Here is a 23,725-nt window from a genome sequence, read left to right as displayed (position 1 = left end):
AATGACGAACGTTGCCGCTGTGCGAGTGGTGGTTCTTCGATGAACCGAAACGACAAACAGGCGTACGACCGCGGTACGTCGCTGTTCTCTCCCGACGGCCGCATCTATCAGGTCGAGTACGCTCGTGAAGCCGTCAAACGCGGTGCGCCCGTCGTCGGCGTCCGGACGAAAGACGGCGTCGTGCTCGCTGCCCGTCGCTCTGCCCGTTCGCCGCTTCTGGAAGCGGGGAGCATCGAGAAGCTCCACAAAATCGACGAGGGGCTCGGAGCCGCCAGCGCCGGGCACGTCGCAGACGCCCGCAAGCTCGTCGACTTCGCCCGTGAGACGGCACAGAGAGAGCGCCTCCGCTACGATGAGCCAATGAGCGTCGAATCACTCTCGAAGGCTATCACCGACAACATACAGGAGAGCACGCAGTACGGCGGCACGCGCCCCTACGGTGCCTCCCTCCTCATCGGCGGGTACGACGACCAACCGCGTCTGTTCGCGACCGACCCCTCGGGAACGCCGCACGAGTGGCGCGCAGTCGCCATCGGCGGCCACCGAGAAGACGTGCAGGCCGTCCTCGAAGACAACTACTCCGACGACCTCTCACTCGAAGACGGTCTCCTTCTGGCACTGCAGGCGCTCGCCGAGTCTGATTCGGAGCTGAACGCCGAGGAACTGGACGTTGCGACGGTCTCCGCGGATGGCTACGAGACGGTCGGTGCGGACGAGGTCGCCGAAGTGTTCGCCGAAGTCGCCGACGAGCACGAAGACGAGCAGCCCGACGAGGAGTAAATGACGAACGGGAACGACGCCACCGGACAGTCACCGACGACACACGGCGTGACCCTCGACCGAATCGCCGTCTACCCGGTGAAGTCACTCGACCCGGAGTTCGTCGAGACCGCCGACGTCGTCGAAAACGGTGGGCTCGGTGGCGACCGCGAGTACGCCATCTTCGACGCCGACGGAAACTACGTCAACGGGAAGCGAGAGCGTGCAATCCACCGAATCCGGAGTTCGGTCGACCTCGACGACCGGACGATTCACCTCGCTGCGCCCGGACAGGACGACTACCGCGGCCCTATCGACGAAGCCGACGACTGGCTCTCGTCGTACTTCGGATACGACGTCGAACTCCGGCGCGACACGGCCGGTGGGTTCCCCGACGACACCGCCGCGACGGGTCCGACAGTCATCTCGACCGCGACTATCGAAACGGTCGCGTCGTGGTTCGAGGGCGTCGATACCGACGAGATGCGCCGGCGACTTCGTCCGAATCTCGAACTCGACGCACCCGACCCGTTCTGGGAGGACCACCTGTTCGACACTCGCGAGACGACCGTCGAATTCGAGGTCGGAGACGTGTCGTTCCGAGGCGTCAACCCCTGTCAGCGCTGTGTCGTCCCGACGCGTGACCCAGACACCGGTGTGGAAACGCCCGACTTCCGAACGACGTTCATGACGCGCCGCCGCGAGACGCTCCCCGAGTGGTCCGGTGGCGACTGGTTCGACCACGACTTCCGTCTCATGGTCAACACGAGCGTTCCGGACTCCTCGTGGGGCGAGACGCTCGCCGTCGGCGACGAGGTCGTCGTCGGCGACATCGTCTCTGCCTGAGTCACGTCCGGCACTTTTCTCACCTCGACCCACCTCGACCCACCTCGACCCACCTCACCTCAACTCACCTCACTTCGCCGACACCCTCGTATTTACGTCGCAGCACGGGCGACGAGAGATATGTTCACACTCACCGATGCAACCGTCGTCGACGTAGATGGGGTGCGAGAAGCGAACGTCGTCGTCGACGAGGCGACCGGCAGAATCGACTCGGTCGGCGACCGAGTCGACGGAGAGGAACGAGACGTGTCGGGACTGTTCGTCGCCCCCGGTCTCGTCGATGCACACGTCCATCTGATGATGGACGGACGACCCGACGTTTCGGGGTACAAGCACGAACCCGTCGAACGCGCCTGCTACCGCGCGGCCGCCAACTTACGACACACGCTCGCTGCGGGCGTGACGACGGTCCGCGACCTCGGCGCACCGGGTAACGTCGCGACGAGCGCGAAAGCCGCTGTCGCCGCGGGCGAACTCGACGGCCCGCGAATCCACGCTGCTGGCGAAAATATCGTCATGACTGGAGGACACGGCCACTGGTTCGGCCGCGAGGCGGACGGTCCCGAGGAAGTCCGAAAGGCGGCCCGCGAGCAACTGAAACGCGGTGCTGACGTGGTGAAGTGCATGGCAACCGGCGGCGTTCTCACCGAGGGCGCAATCACCGGCGCGCCAGAACTCACCGAAGCGGAGATGCGTGCAATCGTCGAGGCGGCGAGCGCGAAAGGCATCCCGACTGCCGCGCACGCCCACGGGGAGACGGGCATCAAGAACGCCGCTCGCGCCGGTATCACCAGTATCGAACACGGGATGTTCATGGACGAGGAGGCGGCGAGCCTGCTCGTCGAAAACGGCACCTACTGGGTGCCGACTGCGTCCGCCGTCCGGGAAATCGTCGAAGCGGGCGTCGAGGCTGGTATTCCCGAAGAGGCTGTCGCGAAGGCCGAAGACGCCGCCGGACGGTTCGAGGTCGCGTGGGAGCACGCGCTCGACGCGCGCGTGACAATCGCGATGGGGACCGATGCCGGGACACCCGTCAACGACCACGGACAGAACGCCCTCCGCGAGATGGAACTGATGGTCGAATACGGACTCTCGCCCGACGAGGCGCTGGAAGCCGCGACAGTCAACGGTGCCGACTTGCTCGGCCTCGACGACGTCGGGAAAGTCGCCGAGGGGTACGTGGCCGATTTGGTCGTCCTCGACGCCGACCCGAGCGAAGACGCGAGTGCGTGGCGGACCGTCGAAGGGGTGTATCGCGAGGGGGTAAAAGTCGTCTAATCGCAACACGGCAGGGGGTGTCACGGCCGATTTGAAGCGACAACCTTTTACGAAACCACGCGGTAACAGTGTATGTACCAACGTGCTCTGTTGGTGTAGTCCGGCCAATCATATCACCCTCTCACGGTGATGACCAGGGTTCGAATCCCTGACGGAGCACTTCTCTGACGAACTACCTTCTGAGCGACCGCTGTGCGTGTCGCTCGGACTGCGAGTCCGTGTGTGCGGCGGAAGGGATTCGAATCAGGGAGCGAAGCGACCGTGGTTCGAATCCCTGACCGAAGATAGCGGCACCTGACCAGCGATGCCACCCGCTGACAGAGCCGATTCCCTACCTATTTCCCCATCGCTCTACTAGCCGAACGAGGATGTTACTCGCGGGAACGGTCGTCGCGGACGCGACCACCATCATCGAAGACGGCGCAGTCGTCACCGAGGGCGACCGTATCGTCGCAGTCGGCGAGCAGGAGACACTCGTGGAGACGTACCCGGACCACGAGCGCCGGGAACTCGATATCGTCGCACCGGGGCTCGTCGGCGGTCACGTTCACTCGGTCCAGTCGCTCGGTCGCGGTATCGCCGACGACACCGCACTGCTCGATTGGCTGTTCGACCACGTGCTCCCGATGGAAGCGGGCCTCGACGCCGACGGAATGCGCGTCGCGGCGGAACTCGGCTATCTCGAATGTATCGAGTCGGGAACGACCGGCGTCGTCGACCACTTGTCCGTCCGTCACGCCGACGAAGCCTTCGAAGCGGCGGGTGAGATGGGCATCCGCGGGCGACTCGGGAAAGTGCTCATGGACTCGAACTCGCCCGACGGGCTCCAGGAGGACACCGACGACGCACTCGCCGAAACGGAGGCCCTCATCCGACGCTATCACGACACCTTCGATGGGCGACTCCAGTACGCGGTTACGCCGCGCTTCGCCATCACGTGTTCCGAAGACTGCCTCCGCGGAGCGCGAGAACTCGCCGACGCCTACGACGGCGTCCGTATCCACACCCACGCGAGCGAGAACCGAGACGAAGTTGCCACCGTCGAATCCGAGACGGGAATGCGAAACATCCACTGGCTGGACGAAGTGGGGCTGACCGGCGACGACGTGGTGCTCGCCCACTGCGTCCACACCGACGACTCCGAACGCGAGGTGCTCGCAGAGACCGGGACGCACGTCACCTACTGCCCGTCGTCGAACATGAAACTCGCCTCGGGTATCGCGCCCATCCGCGACTACCTCGACCGCGGTATCAACGTCGCGCTCGGAAACGACGGCCCGCCGTGTAACAACACGCTCGACCCCTTCACGGAGATGCGGCAGGCGAGTCTCCTCCAGAAAGTCGACTCGCTCGACCCGACGAGTACCCCCGCCGCGACCATCTTCCAGATGGCGACGATAAACGGAGCCAAAGCCGCCGGATTCGACCGCGTCGGCGCACTCCGCGCTGGCTGGAAAGCCGATATCGTCGGTCTCACCACCGACCTGACGCGTGCGACACCCCTCCACGACGTACTCTCTCACCTCGTCTTTTCTGCCCACGGCGACGACGTGGTGTTTACCATGGTCGACGGCGACGTGCTCTACGACGACGGTGAACACGTCCACGCCGACGCCAACCGAATCCGCCGGCAGGCCCGCGAGTATGCCGACGCTCTCGGCGACGACTGAGTGACTGTCCGGGGGCTATACGGCCGCCAAACCAGCCGCCACCGTCGCTTCTTTCTGTCCGCTCGCGACACCAGCAGTATGGCAGTTCTTCTCCGCGCCGCTACGGAGTCCGACCTTCCTGCGATTCGAGACATCTACGCGCCGTTCGTCGACGAGACGGCGATTACCTTCGCCTACGACTCACCGACTGTCGAGGATTTGCGGACGAAACTCCGACAAAAGACGCATCACCCGTGGCTCGTGTGCGAACTCGACGGACGCGTCGTCGGCTACGCCTATGCCGGTCCCGTTCGCGAGCGAGACGCCTACCAGTGGGCGGTCGAAGCCTCCGTCTACGTCGACCCAGAGTACCAGCGTCGCGGCATCGCCCGCGGTCTGTACGCGGCGCTCTTCGAGATTCTCGAACGACAAGGCTACGTCACCGCCTACGCCGTGATTACGACACCCAACCCCGCTAGCATCGCGTTTCACGAGTCGATGGGCTTCGAGCGCGTCGGCCGATTCGATGCGGTGGGCTACAAACACGGCACGTGGCACGACGTGGAATGGTGGGCACACGACCTTCGCGCCCGCCCCGACGACCCGCAAACACCGTCGTCGGTGTCGAAGGCGAAAGCGTGCGACTGGTGGGACTCTGCACTCGACCGCGGTGCGTCGCTGGTCGACGATGCGTCTGGAAACTAACTGCGACCGTAGTTCGAGAATTTGCCGTTGTTGTGAAATCGCGTCTCTAGACGCTCAGCGTCGGGGACTGCTCGTCGTCTGGCGCGTCCGCGGCCTCGTCGGCCTCCTCGCCGCGTTCGCTCACGTAGTGTTCGACACCTGCCGAGAGCATCGACTCCCAGTCGTCGAACGTCGAGTTCGCTTCGACGTGTCGGTTCCACTCGTGGTCGGGAATCGACTCGAACGATTCCTGGTCTGTGACTTCGAACCCGCTCGCGGCGACGAACTCGTCGATAGACGTCGCATCGCAGTGCGAGTCGACCCACGACGGCGGGAATAAATCTGCAAGCGTCACTTCACCACCCAGACCACCGATTGCAACATCAAGTGATGCTGGTCGGTCCTCGGCCTCACCCATATCCGCTCCTTTGTCTGATTGCATAACGGTGTTGCGGTTGCCGCCGATGTTTGCGGCCGTTCAGTTGGTCGAGACGATTTCGACCACGTCGCGGTGGTCGAGTTCGTGGTCCGACCCGATTTGGCGTTTGGAGTGGCAGTCGATACCGTGGAGGAGGCCGTCGCCGATGTCGGAGTGGAGGTGGTACGCGAAGTCCTCGGTCGTCGAGCCTTCGGGAAGGATGAAGCAGTCGCGGAAGACGCCCTGCGTGTCGGACTTGCCGTTGGCGCTTCCCGGGAAGATTGCAATCGCACCCATCACGTCGAACAGCGCCGTTTCGAGGGACTGCTGGACGCCCGTGCCGTCGTACTCGGTGACGAACTCCCGAATCTGTTCGAGACCTGCTTCCTGTTCCTCGCTCACGTCGCCGACGATATCAAAGTCGTCGTCGCCGGGGCGGTAGTCGACGACGCCACCCTCTTCGGCCTTCTTCAGTGCCTTCTCCGCGTGGGCGCTCGTCGGGACGAACGTCAGGTGGTCGTAGTCGGGGTCCGACGTGATTTCCTCGTAGTTCTCTTGGGAGACCGGCTTGTCCATCTTGTTCGCCGCGATGATGATTGGCTTCGTGCGCTTGCGAATCTCGCGGGCGAGGTCCTCTTTGTCCTCGTCGTCCCACTCGTCGGGGTCGAGGCCGATGTCCAACGCGAGGATGATTTGCTTGATTTCGTCTTTGTTCGTCTTGAACGCCGACATCTGCTCTGCGAGGTCGACTTCGATGTCCTTCTCCTCGCCGTGGTAGCCCGAGCGGTATCGGTCGATTCCTTTCTCCAGAATGCCGAGATACCACATGTCGAGTTCGTTTTCGAGGAAGTCGATGTCTTCGCGTGGGTCGTGGCCCTCCGTGGCCTCGCCTTCGATGTCCGTCTCGCCGGAGAAGTCGACGACGTGAACGAGTACGTCGGCTTCGTTGAGGTCGGTCAAGAACTGATTTCCGAGGCCCTTCCCCTCGTGAGCACCCGGGATGAGACCCGCGACGTCGACGAGTTTAACGGGGACGTAGCGCATTCCATCGTCACAGTAGCCGACTGAGGGCGTGCACGATTCGTCGAATTCGGGGGCCGCACACTCGACGCGGACGTACGCCTCGCCGATGGATGGGTCGATAGTCGTGAATGGATACGCCCCCTCCGGAACGTCGTTCATCGTCGCCGCGTTGAAGAAACTCGATTTCCCGACGGATGGTTTTCCGACGAGACCGATCTTGTAACTCATTCGTTGGTCGGACTGGTGGCTCGAACGCTAATAACGGTTCGACGTTGGACGCCGTTTGCGTGATATTAGCACCCAATATACCCGCTAGACGGTGGTTCTGTAGACGCGACCCCAGGGTATCGACCCCGAAAGATACCGTCTAGTTTCGCAGTTCCGTACTTCGTGGCTATCTTCTATCGCTCCGCGTCCGGTGGCTCTTTGTCCTCACATCCCCGACACCCGGCAATGACTGACCGGGACGAGACGACGACAGAGCGTTCGCCCGATGCCGACGAACCTGCTCGCGGGGACACCTTCGGCGTCGGCGTCCACGTCACAGAGACCGAACTTCGATTCGTGGTGAACGTCCCATCCGACATCGACTCCGGCTGGACCGACCCCGACGAATTCCAGCGACTCGTCGAGCGCGCCACGTGGGAGCGCCTCGACCAAGAGCAAGTCCTCCGAGCTATCGCCACTCACAACCCCGTCGACGAGACGGTCTTTCTCGGTCGTATCACCCTCACACCCGACGGGACCGTCGTCGCTCACGACCTCAGTGAACCGGTGTTCGACGCCGAGTAATCCCACTCCACCTCTCCCAGTACGTGTGACTACGACAGATTTCGACACGTCATCGGCTATTCGCGAGATGCAGGACGCTGCACTCAGTCGCGCGCTGACAGACGACGCAAGCGCCCGACAGTCGCTCGCTATCGCCGGTGCGTTGGAACCCGCTCGTCAAGAGGCGACGAGCACCGACTTCGACACCGACGGAGTTCCCTTCGCTGCGTCACTCGCGTTCGTCTCGACGCTCTTTGCCCATCGTCGGCTTCGAGACTCACTCCGTGGTGTGGTGTCTGCGACAGACGACTCCGCTTGGTATCCGAGCGGGACTCCCGCTCGCGTCGACGACGAACTCGTCGTCCGCGGGGCGCAACTCGCAGTCGAACGACTCGACGCTTCACCTTCGCAACTCAGTTCGCTCGGTGACGTAGACGTCCGCAAGCTTCGAACAGAAGAGTGAGAAGAAAATCGGCGGTTGCGGGACGGCCACGGGGCGGTATGCGTGCCGCCTCCGCGTGGGTGCCTCTGACTAAATTAGCGTGTCGCATCCGTCGTGACGTGGAACGGCCGTCCCAGCCCCGCCGTCGTTATGCCCGGTTACTTGTCGTTGTTCGCGTGCTCTGGCGGACCGCCAGACGTTCCGTCGTCGGTCTCGCTGTCTTCTTCGTCCTCGTTATCTTCGCTGTCTTCTTCGTCGTCGTCAGCTGAGCTCTCGGTCGAGGTGTCGTCCGAGTCGCCGTCCGCCTTGTCTTTCCCGTTCTTGGCGTGTTCCGGCGGACCGCGTTCTTTGCCGTCCTTGTCAGACGCGTTCTTCGAGTTCCCCGGTGCCTCGCCGTTCTTGCCCGCGTGGTCGGGGCGCTTCTCGTCGGCGTTCCCCGGGTTGTTCTCGGTCACGAAGTCAGAGACGGCCTGTCCCATCGGTCCGTCAGTGTCCATCTCCTGGATGCGGTCGACGAAGGCGCTGACCAGCGTTCCGAACGGGTCGTCTTCCGAGACTTCACCCTGCAGCGTCACCGTCGTTTCGGCGGTCTGGCCGTCGTACTCGGCGATGATGTCCACGGTGGTGTTCTGGAGCGGTGCCGCGAGTTCGACCGTTCCGTCACTGCCGGTCTCGTATTCACCAGCATCGGTGTAGTTGCCCGTGACGCTGACCGTCGCATTCTCGACGGCTTCACCGTCCTCGGCCACGCTGATAGTGACCGTCGCGTTCTCGTCCTGCGATACGGAGACCGAAAGGTCGTCACCACCAGCCGTGACCGTTGCCTCCGCGGTCAGGTCGTTGTACGTCGCGACGACGCTCAGGTCGGTCTCGTTTACCGGTTCATCGAACGAGACGGTCCCGTCTGCGTCCGTCTCGTACGTGCTGTTGTCGAAGTCGGTGCCGTTGACCTGCACCGTCGCGTTCTCGACTGGCTCACCGTACTGCGTGACGGTCGCCGTCACCGTGTCGTTGGCGTCGTCAGCCTCGACCGACACGTCCAGCGACGCTTCGAGCGGAACGAGCGTGGCAGATTCGGTCGTGCTGTTGTTCCCGTCGGTCGCAGTGACCGTCACGTTCACCTGCTCTTCCGGGTTCGGGAGTTTGACTGTCCCGTTCGCGTCCGTCTCGTACGTCCCGTTTCCACTGTAGTTCTCGTTCGATTCGACGAGAACTGTCGCGTTCTCGATGGTCGAGTCGTTCTGCGTCACCGTCACCGTGGCGTTCCCCGTCTCGGTATCCTGTGCGATACCGATGTCGAGTGTCGCCTCGGCACTCGCTGCACCGACAGTCGCGGGAACCATCGCGACGGCGACCATCGCGACGACCATGACTGCCGTTGTGAGTTTGGTTCTGTCCATTGCATCTCCCTCTGTGAACCCCACCACGGTAAAAGGGGGAAACGCTATCCTCGGTTTTCGCTGAATTTCACGCCGTTTAACGGAATTGAATCCGGCTTTCGTCTGGCGATTTCGCTCGTTAGGTCAGATTCGAGGCTGAATCGGCTTACCCTTCGTTGTCGCTGTCGGTCACCGTCGGTCACCGCCCATCGGGCGGTGTCCGACCATGCGGCCGACCGGGTGGTACCACGTATTGACGGGAGCGTACTCGGGTGCTGCTGCTCACGGTGTGATCTCTAGTCCACGAGTAGCCGCGGGGAGGAGAGGCGAAGAGGTCTACGAGAGTGCTGCCGCTCGCGGACTTATTGTGAGTGTGCGACTGCACACTCGCTCGTCTGTAAATGAAAAAAGCCCACTGGACAGCAGTCCAGTGGGCTTTCTATGAATAGGGGCGGCGAACTGGATTTCCCAGAGGATCGCTCACTCCAGTACTGACCAGAACGCAGGTGAGCTTAACTTCCGTGTTCGGGATGGGTACGGGTGGAACCTCACCGCTCTGGCCGCCGTAATGCCGATTGACGGAATCGAACCGTCTTCATACCATACCAATATCGGTCTGGCCTCGTCTCCGTGTGTACGTGCAATCCAGTTTGCGCCTGGACCCGTTCCCGAGTCTCAGTGCGTATGAATGTGGCTTGGACTGTTAGTGCTCGCGGGCTTAACAACTCGTTGCCTCGTTGCGTACACCCCGAGTCTATCGAACTCGTCTTCTACGAGTGTCCTCAGTGGAACTTCTTTTCCGTGTGGGTTTCGAGCTTAGATGCGTTCAGCTCTTACCCCGTGGTGCGTAGCTGCCCGGCATCTGCCCTCTCGGACAACCGGTACACCAGTGGCACCCATTCGTAGTTCCTCTCGTACTATACGAACGTTCACGTCAAGTTCCTTCACACCCCCAATAGATAGCAGCCGACCTGTCTCACGACGGTCTAAACCCAGCTCACGACCTCCTTTAATAGGCGAACAACCTCACCCTTGCCCGCTTCTGCACGGGCAGGATGGAGGGAACCGACATCGAGGTAGCAAGCCACCGGGTCGATATGTGCTCTTGCCGGTGACGACTCTGTTATCCCTAAGGTAGCTTTTCTGTCATCTACGGGTCCCATGAATGAACCTCGTAGGTTCGCTAGACCACGCTTTCGCGTCAGCGTCACTCGTTGGGAATGACACTGTCAGACTTCCGTTTGCTCTTGCGCTCTTCCACGAGTTTCCGACTCGCGTGAGGAAATCTTTGGGCGCGCTCGATATCTTTTCGAGCGCGTACCGCCCCAGTCAAACTGCCCGGCTACCGGTGTCCTCCGCCAGGAGTGAGAGTCGCAGTCACTAACGGGTAGTATTTCAATGTTGCCTCGGTGGCCCGCTGGCGCGGGTACCTGTGTAATGGCTCCTACCTATGCTGCACATTAGCGACCACGTCTCAGCGACAGCCTGCAGTAAAGCTCTATAGGGTCTTCGCTTCCCCTTGGGGGTCTCCAGACTCCGCACTGGAACGTACTGTTCACCGGGCCCAACGTTGGGACAGTGACGCTCTCGTTGATCCATTCATGCAAGCCGCTACTGAAGCGGCAAGGTACTACGCTACCTTAAGAGGGTCATAGTTACCCCCGCCGTTGACAGGTCCTTCGTCCTATTGTACTAGGTGTTCAGATACCCGCACTGGGCAGGATTCAGTGACCGTACGAGTCCTTGCGGATTTGCGGTCACCTATGTTGTTACTAGACAGTCGGAGCGTCCGAGTCACTGCGACCTGCTCGGTCAAGAGCAGGCATCCCTTATCGCGAACTTACGGGACTAACTTGCCGAATTCCCTAACGTCGGTTGATCCCGACAGGCCTTGGCTTGCTCTGCCAGCGCACCTGTGTCGGATCTCGGTACGAGCTTCTTGCTTGTCTTTTCACGGGCTCTAGGTACCGCCGAGTTTCCCTATCTCGCCATTCGTCCGCTTCGTGCCATTACGGCTTCCACGGATTTCGACGATTCGACGGGGCGAAGGCCCCGCTCGGTGTTTCCTAAAGCGTCGACTTTCGCTGCAAGAAGGTACTGGAATATTAACCAGTTTCCCTTTCATCTATTTCGAATTACGGATAGACTTAGGATCGACTAACCCTCGGCTGATTGACAGTGCCGAGGAACCCTTGCGCGTAAGGCCGTCGGGGTTCACACCCGACTCTCGCTGCTACTGAGACCATGATTTTCGTTGCTGCTCGGTCCACACGAGTTCTCACCCGTGCTTCCACCCAAACAGTATGCCAACCTACGAGATCGCCCTAATGGGCGCTGTTAGGTCTCGGAGGTGGATTTGAGCCCCGATCATTTTCGACGCCTCGAACCTCGGCCGGTAAGCTGTTACGCTTTTCTTAGAGGGTAGCTGCTTCTAAGCTCACCTCCCGGCTGTTTAGGGCTCGAGACAATCTTCAATCGCACTTAATCCACACTTTGGGTCCTTAACCTAACTCTGGGTTGTCTCCCTCACGGTGCACAAGCTTACCCCGCACACCGGACTCCCTGAGTCGACGACGTTCGTAAGTTCGGAGTTTGACAGGGAAGCGAACTCCTCTCGGAGTCCGGATTCCCAATCGGTCGCTCTACCTCACGAACTATCTCATCAGAGGTCATGCTTCGACATGTTTCGGTTGGAACCAGCTGTTGCCAAGTTCGATGGGCCTTTCACCCCTACACCAGAGTCACGAGAGGGTATTGTAGGACACCAACTCTAACGGGCCTCCACGCAGCTTTCGCCACGCTTCGCCCTGCTCCGGCGTAGATCACTTGGTTTCGGGTCGCATCCGGTTGGCTCCCCGCCCTTGAAGACGGTGGCCCTGGTCAAAGACTGCGGCCGTATCGGTTTCCCTATGCCTCCGGGGGTTCACCCCTTAGACTCGCCAGTCAGATGCACTCCATGGTTCGTTTTTCAAAACGTACGACGTAACATCGGCTTCGTTCGAGTCATACTACGGGATCGCTCCCAGTTCTTTCGTCGAACGACCTTTTATGCCACGTCGCTCTATCGCCAACTGATTTCAAGCCCTATTGCACCGCCCTTTTCGGGGTGCTTTTCAGCGTTCGCTCACGCTACTTGTTCGCTATCGGTCTCGAGGAGTATTTAGTCTTCGCAGTTGATGCCTGCAAAATTCACGAGGGATATCCAACCCCCGCTATTCTGGAACAACCCCGGGACCTGTCTCTTACGTTACGGGGTTTTCACCCTGTATCACGCTCCATTCCAGAAGACTTCACGTAAGATCCAGGTCCGTTATGGGTAGTCCGTACACCACATTGCCCGAAGGCTTCGGTTTGGACTGTATCGCGTTCACTCGCCGTTACTAACGACATCGCGGATTGCTTTCTTTTCCTGCTCCTACTAAGATGTTTCAATTCGGAGCGTTCCCCATTGCGCTAGGCAATTGCTGTGGGGATTCCCATTCGGAGATCTTCAGTTCTTAGCCTCCATGCGGCTCCCTGAAGCTTATCGCAGCTTGGCACGTCCGTCATCGGCTCTCGAGCCGAGCTATCCACCAGCTGGCACAGTAGCCAGTTGATATATGTCACTGTGACCCGGAGAACGGGTCCAGTGGACGCCTGGATTGCACGTACACACGGTTTCATCAAACACCCTCGGTGATCTCCGAGGCGTGTTTTCGACCCTTCCCAACCGCGCTTGCGCGGGTTGGTGCATCAGTCGTCAGTATCCATTCTTCCGAAGTGTCTTCCCACACTTAAGGGGAACGATTGTTTCGGAGTGGAGTACTGCTTACCATGGACCCACAGGGATTCGAACCCTGGGCATCCTCCTTGCAAAGGAGGCACTCTACCACTGAGCTATGGGCCCGTGTCAGCCCTAGTAGTTCTAAGGTGTCCGAACGGACGTCGTGGAACTCGGGAGATCGAAAGTGAGCCACCCCGTCGGGGTGGTCTCGGTCGTTAGGAGGTGATCCAGCCGCAGATTCCCCTACGGCTACCTTGTTACGACTTAAGCCCCCTTGCGAAGCCCAGATTCGACCACCGTGTGGTGGCCTCATCCGGACCTCACTCGGGTGCTTTGACGGGCGGTGTGTGCAAGGAGCAGGGACGTATTCACCGCACTCTTCTGAAATGCGATTACTACCGAATCCAGCTTCATGAGGGCGGGTTTCAGCCCTCAATCCGAACTACGACCGAGTTTAGGAGATTAGCGTTCTCTTTCGAGATAGCAACCCATTGTCTCGGCCATTGTAGCCCGCGTGTAGCCCAGCTCATTCGGGGCATACTGACCTACCGTTGCCCGTTCCTTCCTCCGCTTTAGCAGCGGCAGTCCTTCTAATGTACCCAACCAGTCGAAACTGTTGCTGGCAATTAGAAGTGCGGGTCTCGCTCGTTGCCTGACTTAACAGGACGCCTCACGGTACGAGCTGACGGCGGCCATGCACCTCCTCTCTATAGCGTCGTGGCAAGGTCATCAACCTGACCGTCATTACTATAGTCGGAGCTGGTGAGATGTCCGGCGTTGAGTCCAATTAAACCGCAGGCTCCTCCGGTTGTAGTGCTCCCCCGCCAATTCCTTTAAGTTTCATCCTTGCGGACGTACTTCCCAGGCGGCTCGCTTCTCGGCTTCCCTACGGCACAGCACAGGCTCGTAGCCTGTGCCACACCTAGCGAGCATCGTTTACAGCTAGGACTACCCGGGTATCTAATCCGGTTCGAGACCCTAGCTTTCGTCCCTCACCGTCGGATCCGTCTTCTCGAGGTGCTTTCGCCATCGGTGGTCCGTCCAGGATTACGGGATTTCACTCCTACCCCGGACGTACCCCTCGAGCCTTCCGGTCCCAAGCCACGTGGTTTTCACCGGACGCCCGCCAGTTAAGCTGGCGGATTTCCCGATGAACCTTCGTGGCCGGCTACGGACGCTTTAGGCCCAATAATATCGGTCATCACTTGGGCTGCCGGTATTACCGCGGCGGCTGGCACCGGTCTTGCCCAGCCCTTATTCGCCGACCACCTTACGGTCGGAAAAAGCGAGGACTATATGCCCTCGCACTTGGGGTCCCCTTATCGCACTTGCGTGCAGTGTAAAGGTTTCGCGCCTGCTGCGCCCCGTAGGGCCCGGAATCTTGTCTCAGATTCCGTCTCCGGGCTCTTGCTCTCACAACCCGTACCGATTATCGGCACGGTGGGCCGTTACCCCACCGTCTACCTAATCGGCCGCAGCCACATCCTACGACGCCTGAGCGTTTGGGAGAGTCGGCATTCCAGCGTGACTCTCCTATGACCTATTAGCCTCAGTTTCCCGAGGTTATGGGTCTTCGTAGGGTAGTTTGACCACGTGTTACTGAGCTTTTCGCCACGAGTCTAAACTCGTGCAACTAGCATGGCTAAATCGGACCCCAATAGCAATGACCTCCGGCAGGATCAACCGGAATGGGTCGCGACCATTTAAACCTGGTCGCGGGGTGTTGGCGGGTGAATGGCAGCGTAATGCTGTCAAATCACCGTTCAAAGGTCCGAGTTCGTTGACATCCGTTCGGATGTCACCGAACTACTAGGGCTAACATCAGATACCGTCTTGCGGCGTACCGCAGGGGCGGAATCCTCATTTCCTTCGGATTTGAACCAATGCCGTTGTCGGGTATAAACCCGTCGAACTTCATTGGCTCGCTTCCGGTGTGGCAGGACGCGTTGAATCGCCCTGCAATCGCGGTGTGTCGTACGCATTCTTCCGAAATGCCTTGGACCACTTAAGGCCGTCGTATCGTCGGCGGCCCCGGGAGAGTGTATCATCCCGGTAGGCGCCAGACGGCCTTGGGTCGAGAGGCGTTCGAAAGTGAAGCCGTCGGGGGGAGTGCCCCCGTGCACTTCTTCGCATTATTCCGAATGGCACGGGTACATTTAACCTCGTTGATTTAGTAGCTCTGTGAGAAAAATAGACACGACAAGTGGCAAAAATTCACGCGCGTCATTACGTGACATCAGAATGTAGCCAAGTGAAACAAAGTATTAGTTTCGCGCGCGTGCGAAGAGAGACAGTAACGACCAATTGAAAGCGGTTTATAACGGGTCGCTTTATAAGGCCGGAGGTATGATTGAAAAGCGAGCAATGAGTGGGCCGGCAGACTCCATCGAGATTCAGAACGTAGTCGCATCGACCGGAATCGGTCAGGAGCTCGACCTCGAAGCCCTCGCCGACGACCTCCCCGGCGCCGATTTCAATCCAGACAACTTCCCGGGCCTCGTTTATCGGACACAGGACCCGAAGGCGGCAGCACTTATCTTCCGTTCCGGGAAGATCGTGTGTACTGGTGCAAAGAGCATCGACGACGTACACGAGGCGCTCGGCATCATCTTCGACAAGCTTCGCGAACTGAAGATTCCCGTCGACGACGAACCAGAGATTACGGTTCAGAACATCGTCTCCAGTGCAGACCTCGGTCACAACCTGAACCTGAACGCACTCGCAATCGGTCTCGGTCTCGAAGACGTCGAGTACGAACCAGAGCAGTTCCCTGGACTCGTCTACCGGATGGACGAACCGAAAGTCGTTATTCTCCTCTTCGGTTCCGGAAAGATCGTTATCACCGGTGGCAAGCGTACCGACGATGCAGAGACGGCCGTCGAAGAGATCGTCGAGCGTATCGACGCGCTCGGTCTCCTTGGATAGCCGCGTCTGACAACCTTTTTTTGGCCGCAACACGATGAGCGGTGCACCCAAAATTGTAATTAATTAGACAGCCGAACCGGTACAATATGAGTGCGCGGTCAGATATCTCGTTTCTAGTGGGGTCAGAGAGCAGAACGGCGATACTGGATGCTCTCGCTTCTGAGCCGCAACGACCGACTGACCTTGCGAGGTCCTGTGACTGCGCGCGCGAGACGGCACAACGAACGCTCGCAGGGTTCTGTAACAGAGGCTGGGTCGAGAAATCAGATGGTACCTACCGACTCACGCCCGGGGGAAAGATGGTCTACGACCGCTATCAGGAACTCGTCGCATCGGTCGACCGAGCAGACCGTTTGGGTGAGTTCTTGACCAACGTCGGGGACACCGTGATTGACGTCGAGGCTGACGTTCTCGACCAGTTGACGGTTACGACTGCCACTGATGGCGACCCACACGCACCGCTCGACCGGTATCTAACTATCCTCGGCGACGACACGGTAGACAACTTTCGTGGCGTCACCCCAATCGTCAGTCGCATATTCAACGAGTCGGCAGAGAACGTTCTTGGGGCAGAGACGAAAATGGAACTCGTCATCGACGAGAGCGTCTTAGAACGCGCTAAGTCAACGTATACTGACTCACTCGAACTCGCCTACGAGTTAGAACAGTTCTCACTGCGAGTCACCAAAACCGAACTCGACTGTGGCTTGCTCTTGGTCGACGGCCACGGTGCCGTGGCATCGTACGATAAAGACGGAAATATGGCTGCCATCGTCGATGGGAGCGACGAAGCCGTCCTCGAATGGATCGAATCGCTGTACGAGTCAATCAGAGCACAAGCAGTCCCTATCGAAAGACGAGGATAGTGTCGTAACAGAAGCGACACAGTGAAGGTGAAAACAGCGGACGAGTGTGACCGAACCAATCACACGTGATTATTACAATCACATTCGAGGGAGATAAAATATAAGATGTATCTCGTCAAACGCTGATTCGCAGCGGTGCAGAACTGTGCTCTGCGTTCACTTCGGCCCTCCGAAACGCGAGTAGGCGCGCGAGACACGCCTGCTCAGATGTCTACGTCTTCTGTAAGGACGTCTTTGACCACGTCCGGGTCCTCGAGAAGTTGGTGTTTCGTGTAGCTTCCCTCCGCGCTACCACCGCTGTGTTTCGACTGTTCGATGATGTCGAGGAACGCGTGTTCTTTCAGCAGGTCGCGAACACGGCGAAGCGACAGACTATCAGAGCCCTGCTGTCGGCAGATATTCTCGTAGACTTCGTAGACACGACTCGTTCGGAAGCCGTCTTTCTTCTGGTTCGAGAGAGACAGTATCGCGAGTGCTTGAAGAACGTACCGAGAGTGGGGAGTCGACCCCCGAATGAGTTCACGGAACCGGTCGGTCTCTGCGCGCTGGCGCGCCTGCGTGACGAACTCTTCTTTGACTGTGTTCGCACCAGTGGATTGTGCTATCTCTCCTGCGTATCGAAGGATGTCGATAGCCTTGCGGGCGTCACCGTGTTCGCGCGCAGCGAGCGCGGCCGCCCGCGGAATCGTCGACGGGTCGAGCACGTCGTCGCGGAAGGCGTCGCTCCGGGCGTCCATAATATCTCTAAGCTGGTTGGCGTCGTAGGGAGGGAAGACGAATTCACGCTCACAGAGGCTCGATTTGACGCGTTCGTCCATCCGGTCTTTGTACTGTATCTTGTTACTGATACCGATGACGCCAAGCTTGCAGCCAGCGATTTTCCCGGCTTCCCCGGCCCGCGAGAGTTGCATCAAGATATCGTCGTCGCTCAGTTTGTCAATTTCGTCGAGGATGATGAGTACGACGTCGTAGAGGGCGTCGAGAATTCGCCAGAGACGCTTGTAGTAAGTCGAGGTAGAGAGCCCTTTGTCGGGAACTTTGATACTCGTGAGTGCAGGGTCGTTGACGCTGTCGGCAATCGTCTGAACGGCCTGCGTTTCGGTCGTATCCTGTGCACAGTCGACGTACGCAAACGTCGCTTTCACGCCTTCCTCTTCGGCCGTGTCGACCAACCGCTGTGAGACGTATTTCGCACAGAGCGACTTTCCAGTTCCCGTCTTCCCGTAGATAAGAACGTTACTCGGACTCTGTCCGAAGATGGCAGGGTTGACGGCTGTCGCAAGGTTCGAAATTTCGTCGTCGCGACCGACGATACGACCTTCTCCCGGGAGATGATTGATTTCCAACAACTCCTTGTTGGCGAAGATGGGGTCCTCCCGGGTGAAGAGGTCGTCGCTGGCGTTAGGCATGTTCGCAACACACCACGTTTCCGGTGAAAGGGCTTACCATTCGCCGAGGACACACACACCGGATTTCCGGTGAACACCCACGAACCCCCGTTTCCTGTCCACACGAAATGTAGGTTTTGATTCACCGGAAACGAGGTGTGGGGGTTGGAAGGAAAGGCAGGAGGTGGACGATAGAAGGTCTCAAGTGATGGAATCGCCCCTCAGGAGGGGAGTGTAGTGAACTAGCAGGGAAGAGTACAAAGAGTCGATACTCGGGTATAGACTGGAAACGGAGGTGAAGAGCTGAAAAGCAAAATGAGCCGGAAAACAAGGATGGTGGAGGACGAACAGCGATGACGAACACCAGCGTTCTACCAACTTATCACGAAACACGACGGGTCCACACCGACATCTTGTTCGACTCCAACATTCCTCGAGCGAGGAATTTATTCTTGTCTGCGAGTGTATCAATGGTCGGTAACACAAATGAACTATTTAATGATTTCTATACATGCCGTAACAATCGCTCCAATTGGGACAGATGAGAGAAAATAACGAACGAGAAAGAGTGGGTTCGAACCGTGGGTTGCTCCCATCGGAAACGTCGTGACCGAGCCGTGTTCGATGAGTTCTGTGTCTCAATAGGTCCCTGTCGAAAGGAGGCTATCTAGGCTCTCTCAACCGACTTTTCACCGGAAATGAGGTGTGTGGGTTATAAGTTGAACGATTCGATGTGACCTCGGTCTAGGGTGTTACCGTCAGAGAAGGCGAGACGGTCTAACCTGCTGTCTCTCCCCCCGTAGACACTGAACTACGGTTCACCGGAAACCCGGTGTGTCCGTGCCCGTCTTTCCACGCCTTCCTCCCACTTGGGCCAAACCCCACCACACCGTTTCATGCAATTTCACCGGAAACCCGGTGTCTGTCAGCGTCATAACGTGCTGGCCGGGGGCTGTAAGCTATCGCACTCCCGGTAGTAGAATTGTGAGCTATCGCTCTCCTCCCGATAGTAGAATTCACCGGAAGCGAGGTGTGGGGGGAGACATCACGACACGCCTCATCGAATCTACTCGGCGCACGGTTCCACGCGACACTACCTGCACTATTCGCTCGACCTCGCGTCCTACTGCCCGAGGCTTAATTGAGTTTCGTTCCGATTCACCGGAAACGTGGTGTGTAATCCACTGACGCGTTCTGTGTTCCGCGATAGGTGCAGTACCCGAACAAGTGCTCCTCAGCAGGCACTGATGTTCCCCGATACCTGACTATCCGTTACTCGTGCCGTCAATGCAATTAGCCCGGAACACGAACGTCCTAGATATGCGCATACTCGGCCGCGTGTGGGAGCGCGTCCGTCGACTGATACCTGGGGTGTCCGGCTTCGAGGAGGACTCCGAGTGGTCGCTCGACAAGTCACGACAGATGGAAACGCGATGGTCTCGCGGGGATGAGACCATCGAGTGTTTCCGGTTCGACGACGGGTACGTCACGACAGTCCACGACGACCGCCGAGAGGTGACGTGGCAACTCACCCCGGGACAGGTTCCGTTAGCGAGCGCGCTGGCAACAGCGCAACTCTACCTGGAACACCGACTGACGAGTCAGACGGATCGTGAGGGTCGTCCGTTCATTGGCCTCACCGACAACGGACCCGTACAAGTGTTCGAAGAGATTCCTCCGGAGCCGGTCGAGTACGTCTATCTCGACCAGATTCGGACACTCGAAGAGTTTCCAGACTTCATCACCGTCGACGAGAGTCTCAGAAACGTGTTCGACCGGATGGCACCCGCTCGCTCCAGTTCCAGAACCTCGAGTTGATGCCGGAACCTCGATGCCTAAACAACGTGCTGATGCGCAGAATAGTGCGCTGACGCCCAGGACGAACGGTCTCGTCTCGAGGTTCTTTCGATATCTTATCTAACCTAGTGACGTCTCTGCTGCGTACCCACGTCGGTCTTCCATGGGTGTCGCAAGCCGTTTCCCCCTCGCGTCCCTACGACGTTCGATGACTGCCGAGGACGACGAGCATTCTACGCCTCCGGACGACCCTCGCCAGCAACCCACTGGCGACGGTGTCCTCGACCGACTCTCTGATGTAGCTGAGACACCTCCTCTGGGAGATGAGTCTTCCGTGCCGGACATCGAACGCGGGGACGGTGACGCGGATACGGACACCCCGGCGAAGGACACAGACAGAGAGGTTTCACTTGCAGCGTTCTACGAGGCGCTCGAAGCCGAGGGCCGCCCCGTCGTGACGGCACAACAAGTCGCCCGCCGCCTCGGATTGGCACAGTCCGACGCTGTCGAGGACCTCACCACACTCGCCGACGCCGGGCGACTCCAGAAAGTAGACGTCCAGACCGACCCTATCGTCTGGTATCCGACCGAGTGGGGAGAACTCGCTTCCCGCGAACGCGTCGTGTTGTTCCCGAAGCGCCGGGAAATCGTCGTCGACAACCCCACACAGTACACTCGTGCCCGACTCTCGCAGTTCGCCCACCTCGTCGACACGACAGGCGACCGAGACGGCCGGGGGCGAGGGTACCTATACAGAATCCGTCAGGAGGACGTCTGGCAGGCCCCCTTCGACGACGTTGCGGACCTCGTCGCGTTGCTCTGGTCGGTACTTCCCGACCGGTCGCCCCATCTCGAAGAGTGGGTCGAAGACCAGTGGAAGCGCGCACACCGCTTCCGCCTCTACACGCACGAAGAAGGCTACACCGTTCTCGAATCCGCCACCGAGAGCCTCATGGGGAACGTCGCCATGCAGAAACTCGACGAAGACCACGTCTACGCACCCATCTCCGACACGGAGGCGTGGGTCAGAGACGAGAGCGTCGCGGCCGTCAAACGAATTCTCTACGACGCGGGCTATCCAGTCGAAGACGACCGCGACCTCGAAGAGGGTGAACAACTCGATGTCTCGCTAGGCGTCGAGTTACGGGGCTACCAGCAAGATTGGGTGGACAGATTCCTCGACCAGCGTGCCGGCGTCCTCGTGGGACCGCCGGGGTCTGGAAAGACCATCGCAGGCATCGGTGCCCTCGCCGCAGTCGGTGGAGAGACACTGATTCTCGTCCCGAGTCGGGAACTCGCCCGGCAGTGGCGCGAAGAACTCCTCACCAACACCGACCTCTCGGAAGACCAAATCGGTGAGTACCACGGCGGCGTCAAAGAAATTCGTCCGGTTACAATCGCAACGTACCAGACGGCGGGAATGGACCGACATCGCTCGCTTTTCGACTCGCGTCGCTGGGGACTCATCGTCTACGACGAGGCACACCACATCCCCAGTCGCGTCTTCCAGCGGAGCGCCGACCTCCAGTCCAAACACCGCCTCGGGCTGTCGGCGACACCCATCCGCGAGGACGACAAGGAAGCAGAGATATTCACGCTCGTCGGCCCGCCCATCGGAACCGACTGGGGCAAACTCTTCGACGCGGGCTACGTTCAGGAGCCCGAGGTCGAGATTCGATACGTCGGCTGGGCTGACGACATGGCGCGCAACGAGTGGGCGTCGAGCGACGGACGCGAACGCCACATGCTCGCGGCGATGAACCCCGCGAAGGTGTTCGAAGCCCGTCGCCTCCGGGCCCGTCACCCCGACTCGAAGACACTCATCTTCGTCGATTACCTCGACCAGGGTGAGGAAATCGCCGACGCCCTCGACGTCCCGTTCGTCAGCGGTGAGACACGACACCACCACCGCGAAGGATACTTCAAATCATTCCGCGACGGCGACCTCGACACGCTGGTCATCTCACGCATCGGCGACGAGGGAATCGACCTGCCCAACGCCGAACTCGCTATCGTCGCGTCCGGGCTCGGTGGGTCGCGCAGGCAGGGCTCTCAGCGTGCCGGCCGGACGATGCGCCCCGCTGGAAGCGCACTCGTCTACGTGCTCGCAACACGCGGGACGAGCGAAGAGGACTTCGCACAGCGCCAGATGCAGCACCTCGCTGGGAAGGGAATTCGTGTACGCGAGACGAGCCACGACGACCACGCCTACGGTGACAACGACGATGCCGCTAGCCACGACGACGCTGACAGCCACGATGCCGACCACAGCCAGCAAGACGACGTCGCGGGCGACACGTCGACTTCGGTGCCACAGGAGTAGGTCGGAGCAGCCGACATAGCAGCCATCGGTGGGCTTCAAAATGTGGTGCGCTATCGCCTCTCAGTACCCGGATTTCGGCGCGGAATGAGAATCCTTAAGTCTCGGCGTAGACTCAGAATCTCTTGACCGCTCTTAGCTCAGCCTGGCAGAGCAGCCGACTGTAGATCGGCTTGTCCCCCGTTCAAATCGGGGAGAGCGGACTGAAGTTCAACACTCGTGAGCGGAGCGACCGGTGTTGAACCTGAAGGACTCCTCGACCCGATTTGAGCAACGAGCAACACGAAGCGTTGCGAGTGAGTTCAAATCACCGTGACTCGCGATACTCGTCACGAGCCCCCGTTCGTTTCACTCACGGAGACGGGGAGAGCGGACACGTTTCTGACGCTGCCTGCGAATGGAGTGAGACAGTGACATCGAACGAGACAACGTCATCGAACAGGTGAGAACCACCCTCTCCGAGAATCCTGACTACTACTGAGAGATATTGTGGGTTCATACCAGAACATATCAACATTACAACCTCTTAAGCAGAGAGCGTTCGTAATGTGGAGTATGCCAACCCAGACTTCCGGTCCGGAACTCGTCAGCATACACACCCCGATGAACGACCACGGCTCGATGGTCGTCGAGGTCGCCGAAACCAACGAGACGCGCCACCTCGTCGAGTACGCGTCAGACGAGGTTCGCGAAACGCTCGCACAACTCCCCGAGGAGACGCTCGTTCCGGTCGAGATGGTCCGTGCTGGCTCCCGTTCGAACGTCTGGAAGGCGGTTTCCCTCCACGGCCGGACGACACCCGAAGCCAGCGCCACCGTCTCGACGGCGAACTAATCGACCGACACGACCGGGAGAACAGACTAGAACTGTGGTGCAGTCGCTCCGAACCGCCGAGGCTATATTCCCTGGCCGTGTCGCGCCGACCAATGAGCTTCGTCGCCGAGGTTCCTGTCAGGTTCCGTGACTTCGATTCGTTTGGGCACGTCAACAACGCGGTTTATGCGACGTACTGCGAACAAGCGCGCGTTCAGTACTTCGAGGAAGTCATCGGTGTGCCGCTTTCGGACCCGCACATCGTGGTCGCTCACCTCGAACTCGACTATCAGGCACCTATCGAGCACGTCGGAACTGTCGACGTCGCCGTCGAAGCAGGTGAACCGGGAGGAAAGAGCTTCCCGCTCTACTACGAACTCACCTTCGGCGGTGAGGTTGTCGCGACCGGCGAGACGGTCCAGGTCGCGATGGACGACGAGGGCCGACCGACGACTGTCCCCGAGTCGTGGCGCGAGGCAATCGCCAACCAGCCACTCGACTGACGAGGGCGAGAACGATACCGAGAACTGATTTGGCAGTCTAACACACCCGACTCTCCTCACCCGCTTCACCGATACGTATTCGGTTCGACTGCTCGTTCCAG

17 protein-coding genes, 3 tRNA genes and 3 rRNA genes are annotated in these 23,725 nt (G+C 59.5%); 15 read left to right on the top strand and 8 right to left on the bottom strand.

Annotated elements, in window-relative coordinates:
- Window positions 1–39: 39 nt before the first annotated feature.
- From psmA to KU306_RS13910, 6 genes are all read left to right on the top strand, one after another.
- The gene (psmA, locus tag KU306_RS13935; protein WP_258302297.1) at window positions 40–780 is read left to right on the top strand and encodes an archaeal proteasome endopeptidase complex subunit alpha; all 741 of its coding nucleotides are present in this window, start codon (window positions 40–42) and stop codon (window positions 778–780) included.
- Entirely contained in the window at window positions 781–1,605 is an 825-nt protein-coding gene (locus KU306_RS13930; RefSeq protein WP_258302296.1) for an MOSC domain-containing protein, read from the top strand. It abuts the gene before it with no gap.
- 120 nt (window positions 1,606–1,725) lie between these two features.
- Window positions 1,726–2,883, top strand: coding sequence for a metal-dependent hydrolase family protein (locus KU306_RS13925; protein ID WP_258302295.1), 1,158 nt, complete (start codon window positions 1,726–1,728; stop codon window positions 2,881–2,883).
- An 84-nt stretch (window positions 2,884–2,967) separates the two neighbouring features.
- Window positions 2,968–3,042, top strand: a tRNA-Glu gene (locus tag KU306_RS13920).
- A 209-nt stretch (window positions 3,043–3,251) separates the two neighbouring features.
- Window positions 3,252–4,553, top strand: coding sequence for a 5'-deoxyadenosine deaminase (locus tag KU306_RS13915; RefSeq protein ID WP_258302294.1), 1,302 nt, complete (start codon window positions 3,252–3,254; stop codon window positions 4,551–4,553).
- Between the two features lie 78 nt (window positions 4,554–4,631).
- On the top strand, window positions 4,632–5,237 hold the full coding sequence (locus tag KU306_RS13910; protein ID WP_007543800.1) for a GNAT family N-acetyltransferase: 606 nt from the start codon (window positions 4,632–4,634) through the stop codon (window positions 5,235–5,237).
- Between the two features lie 46 nt (window positions 5,238–5,283).
- Here the strand turns inward: KU306_RS13910 and KU306_RS13905 are convergent, their stop codons facing one another.
- Together KU306_RS13905 and KU306_RS13900 are read right to left on the bottom strand one after the other, a co-directional pair.
- Entirely contained in the window at window positions 5,284–5,634 is a 351-nt protein-coding gene (locus tag KU306_RS13905) for a hypothetical protein (RefSeq protein WP_007543802.1), read from the bottom strand.
- 60 nt (window positions 5,635–5,694) lie between these two features.
- Window positions 5,695–6,885 carry a redox-regulated ATPase YchF gene (locus KU306_RS13900; RefSeq protein ID WP_258302293.1) on the bottom strand — a complete coding sequence of 397 codons (1,191 nt, stop codon included), beginning with the start codon at window positions 6,883–6,885 and terminating at the stop codon, window positions 5,695–5,697.
- A 225-nt stretch (window positions 6,886–7,110) separates the two neighbouring features.
- Here KU306_RS13900 and KU306_RS13895 point away from each other — a divergent pair, with 225 nt between their 5' ends.
- On the top strand, window positions 7,111–7,449 hold the full coding sequence (locus tag KU306_RS13895) for a DUF8124 family protein (RefSeq protein ID WP_258302292.1): 339 nt from the start codon (window positions 7,111–7,113) through the stop codon (window positions 7,447–7,449).
- Window positions 7,450–7,516: 67 nt separating this feature from the next.
- On the top strand, window positions 7,517–7,891 hold the full coding sequence (locus tag KU306_RS13890; RefSeq protein WP_007543807.1) for a hypothetical protein: 375 nt from the start codon (window positions 7,517–7,519) through the stop codon (window positions 7,889–7,891).
- Window positions 7,892–8,028: 137 nt separating this feature from the next.
- Here the strand turns inward: KU306_RS13890 and KU306_RS13885 are convergent, their stop codons facing one another.
- From KU306_RS13885 to KU306_RS13865, 5 genes are all read right to left on the bottom strand, one after another.
- Complete coding sequence (locus KU306_RS13885; protein ID WP_258302291.1) at window positions 8,029–9,270, bottom strand: hypothetical protein; 1,242 nt, start codon at window positions 9,268–9,270, stop codon at window positions 8,029–8,031.
- 425 nt (window positions 9,271–9,695) lie between these two features.
- Window positions 9,696–9,817: ribosomal RNA gene (rrf, locus tag KU306_RS13880) — 5S ribosomal RNA — on the bottom strand.
- Window positions 9,818–9,934: 117 nt separating this feature from the next.
- Window positions 9,935–12,846, bottom strand: a 23S ribosomal RNA gene (locus tag KU306_RS13875).
- Window positions 12,847–13,063: 217 nt separating this feature from the next.
- Window positions 13,064–13,135 (bottom strand) — tRNA-Ala (locus KU306_RS13870).
- A 94-nt stretch (window positions 13,136–13,229) separates the two neighbouring features.
- A 16S ribosomal RNA gene (locus tag KU306_RS13865) occupies window positions 13,230–14,702 on the bottom strand.
- The 16S, 23S and 5S rRNA genes sit together here with 1 tRNA gene alongside, the layout of an rRNA operon.
- A 674-nt stretch (window positions 14,703–15,376) precedes the next feature.
- Here KU306_RS13865 and KU306_RS13860 point away from each other — a divergent pair.
- A complete protein-coding gene (locus tag KU306_RS13860) occupies window positions 15,377–15,937 on the top strand; it encodes a TATA-box-binding protein (protein WP_007540652.1) in 561 nt (186 codons plus the stop codon).
- Between the two features lie 86 nt (window positions 15,938–16,023).
- A complete protein-coding gene (locus tag KU306_RS13855; RefSeq protein ID WP_484494622.1) occupies window positions 16,024–16,803 on the top strand; it encodes a helix-turn-helix transcriptional regulator in 780 nt (259 codons plus the stop codon).
- Window positions 16,804–17,006: 203 nt separating this feature from the next.
- Here KU306_RS13855 and KU306_RS13850 read toward each other — a convergent pair whose 3' ends face one another.
- Window positions 17,007–18,212 carry a Cdc6/Cdc18 family protein gene (locus KU306_RS13850; RefSeq protein ID WP_007540647.1) on the bottom strand — a complete coding sequence of 402 codons (1,206 nt, stop codon included), beginning with the start codon at window positions 18,210–18,212 and terminating at the stop codon, window positions 17,007–17,009.
- Between the two features lie 1,299 nt (window positions 18,213–19,511).
- On the opposite strand from KU306_RS13850, the gene KU306_RS13845 reads away from it, so the two are divergent.
- The 5 genes from KU306_RS13845 to KU306_RS13825 all read left to right on the top strand — a co-directional run bounded on the left by KU306_RS13845 (window position 19,512) and on the right by KU306_RS13825 (window position 23,624).
- Window positions 19,512–20,009 (top strand): hypothetical protein, encoded by a 498-nt coding sequence (locus KU306_RS13845; protein ID WP_007540645.1) that lies wholly within the window; start codon window positions 19,512–19,514, stop codon window positions 20,007–20,009.
- Between the two features lie 187 nt (window positions 20,010–20,196).
- Complete coding sequence (locus KU306_RS13840) at window positions 20,197–22,311, top strand: DEAD/DEAH box helicase family protein (RefSeq protein WP_258302289.1); 2,115 nt, start codon at window positions 20,197–20,199, stop codon at window positions 22,309–22,311.
- 126 nt (window positions 22,312–22,437) lie between these two features.
- Window positions 22,438–22,511 (top strand) — tRNA-Tyr (locus tag KU306_RS13835).
- A gap of 352 nt (window positions 22,512–22,863) precedes the next feature.
- Window positions 22,864–23,142 (top strand): DUF7999 family protein, encoded by a 279-nt coding sequence (locus tag KU306_RS13830; RefSeq protein WP_258302288.1) that lies wholly within the window; start codon window positions 22,864–22,866, stop codon window positions 23,140–23,142.
- Window positions 23,143–23,234: 92 nt separating this feature from the next.
- On the top strand, window positions 23,235–23,624 hold the full coding sequence (locus tag KU306_RS13825; protein ID WP_007540639.1) for an acyl-CoA thioesterase: 390 nt from the start codon (window positions 23,235–23,237) through the stop codon (window positions 23,622–23,624).
- The last annotated feature ends 101 nt before the right edge of the window (window positions 23,625–23,725 follow it).

It is taken from the genome of Haloferax larsenii, assembly GCF_024730625.1.
Classification (GTDB): domain Archaea; phylum Halobacteriota; class Halobacteria; order Halobacteriales; family Haloferacaceae; genus Haloferax; species Haloferax larsenii.
This window is presented reverse-complemented; position numbering and strand designations above follow the sequence as displayed.

Coding starts and splice junctions, on each gene's coding strand:
- KU306_RS13855 (WP_484494622.1), top strand. CDS start 16,024: ATGAGTGCGCGGTCAGATATCTCGTTTCTAGTGGGGTCAGAGAGCAGA.
- KU306_RS13915 (WP_258302294.1), top strand. CDS start 3,252: ATGTTACTCGCGGGAACGGTCGTCGCGGACGCGACCACCATCATCGAA.
- KU306_RS13845 (WP_007540645.1), top strand. CDS start 19,512: ATGCGCATACTCGGCCGCGTGTGGGAGCGCGTCCGTCGACTGATACCT.
- KU306_RS13930 (WP_258302296.1), top strand. CDS start 781: ATGACGAACGGGAACGACGCCACCGGACAGTCACCGACGACACACGGC.
- KU306_RS13850 (WP_007540647.1), bottom strand. CDS start 18,212: ATGCCTAACGCCAGCGACGACCTCTTCACCCGGGAGGACCCCATCTTC.
- KU306_RS13885 (WP_258302291.1), bottom strand. CDS start 9,270: ATGGACAGAACCAAACTCACAACGGCAGTCATGGTCGTCGCGATGGTC.
- KU306_RS13840 (WP_258302289.1), top strand. CDS start 20,197: ATGACTGCCGAGGACGACGAGCATTCTACGCCTCCGGACGACCCTCGC.
- KU306_RS13910 (WP_007543800.1), top strand. CDS start 4,632: ATGGCAGTTCTTCTCCGCGCCGCTACGGAGTCCGACCTTCCTGCGATT.
- KU306_RS13905 (WP_007543802.1), bottom strand. CDS start 5,634: ATGGGTGAGGCCGAGGACCGACCAGCATCACTTGATGTTGCAATCGGT.
- KU306_RS13900 (WP_258302293.1), bottom strand. CDS start 6,885: ATGAGTTACAAGATCGGTCTCGTCGGAAAACCATCCGTCGGGAAATCG.
- KU306_RS13925 (WP_258302295.1), top strand. CDS start 1,726: ATGTTCACACTCACCGATGCAACCGTCGTCGACGTAGATGGGGTGCGA.
- KU306_RS13825 (WP_007540639.1), top strand. CDS start 23,235: ATGAGCTTCGTCGCCGAGGTTCCTGTCAGGTTCCGTGACTTCGATTCG.
- KU306_RS13895 (WP_258302292.1), top strand. CDS start 7,111: ATGACTGACCGGGACGAGACGACGACAGAGCGTTCGCCCGATGCCGAC.
- psmA (WP_258302297.1), top strand. CDS start 40: ATGAACCGAAACGACAAACAGGCGTACGACCGCGGTACGTCGCTGTTC.
- KU306_RS13830 (WP_258302288.1), top strand. CDS start 22,864: ATGCCAACCCAGACTTCCGGTCCGGAACTCGTCAGCATACACACCCCG.
- KU306_RS13860 (WP_007540652.1), top strand. CDS start 15,377: ATGAGTGGGCCGGCAGACTCCATCGAGATTCAGAACGTAGTCGCATCG.
- KU306_RS13890 (WP_007543807.1), top strand. CDS start 7,517: ATGCAGGACGCTGCACTCAGTCGCGCGCTGACAGACGACGCAAGCGCC.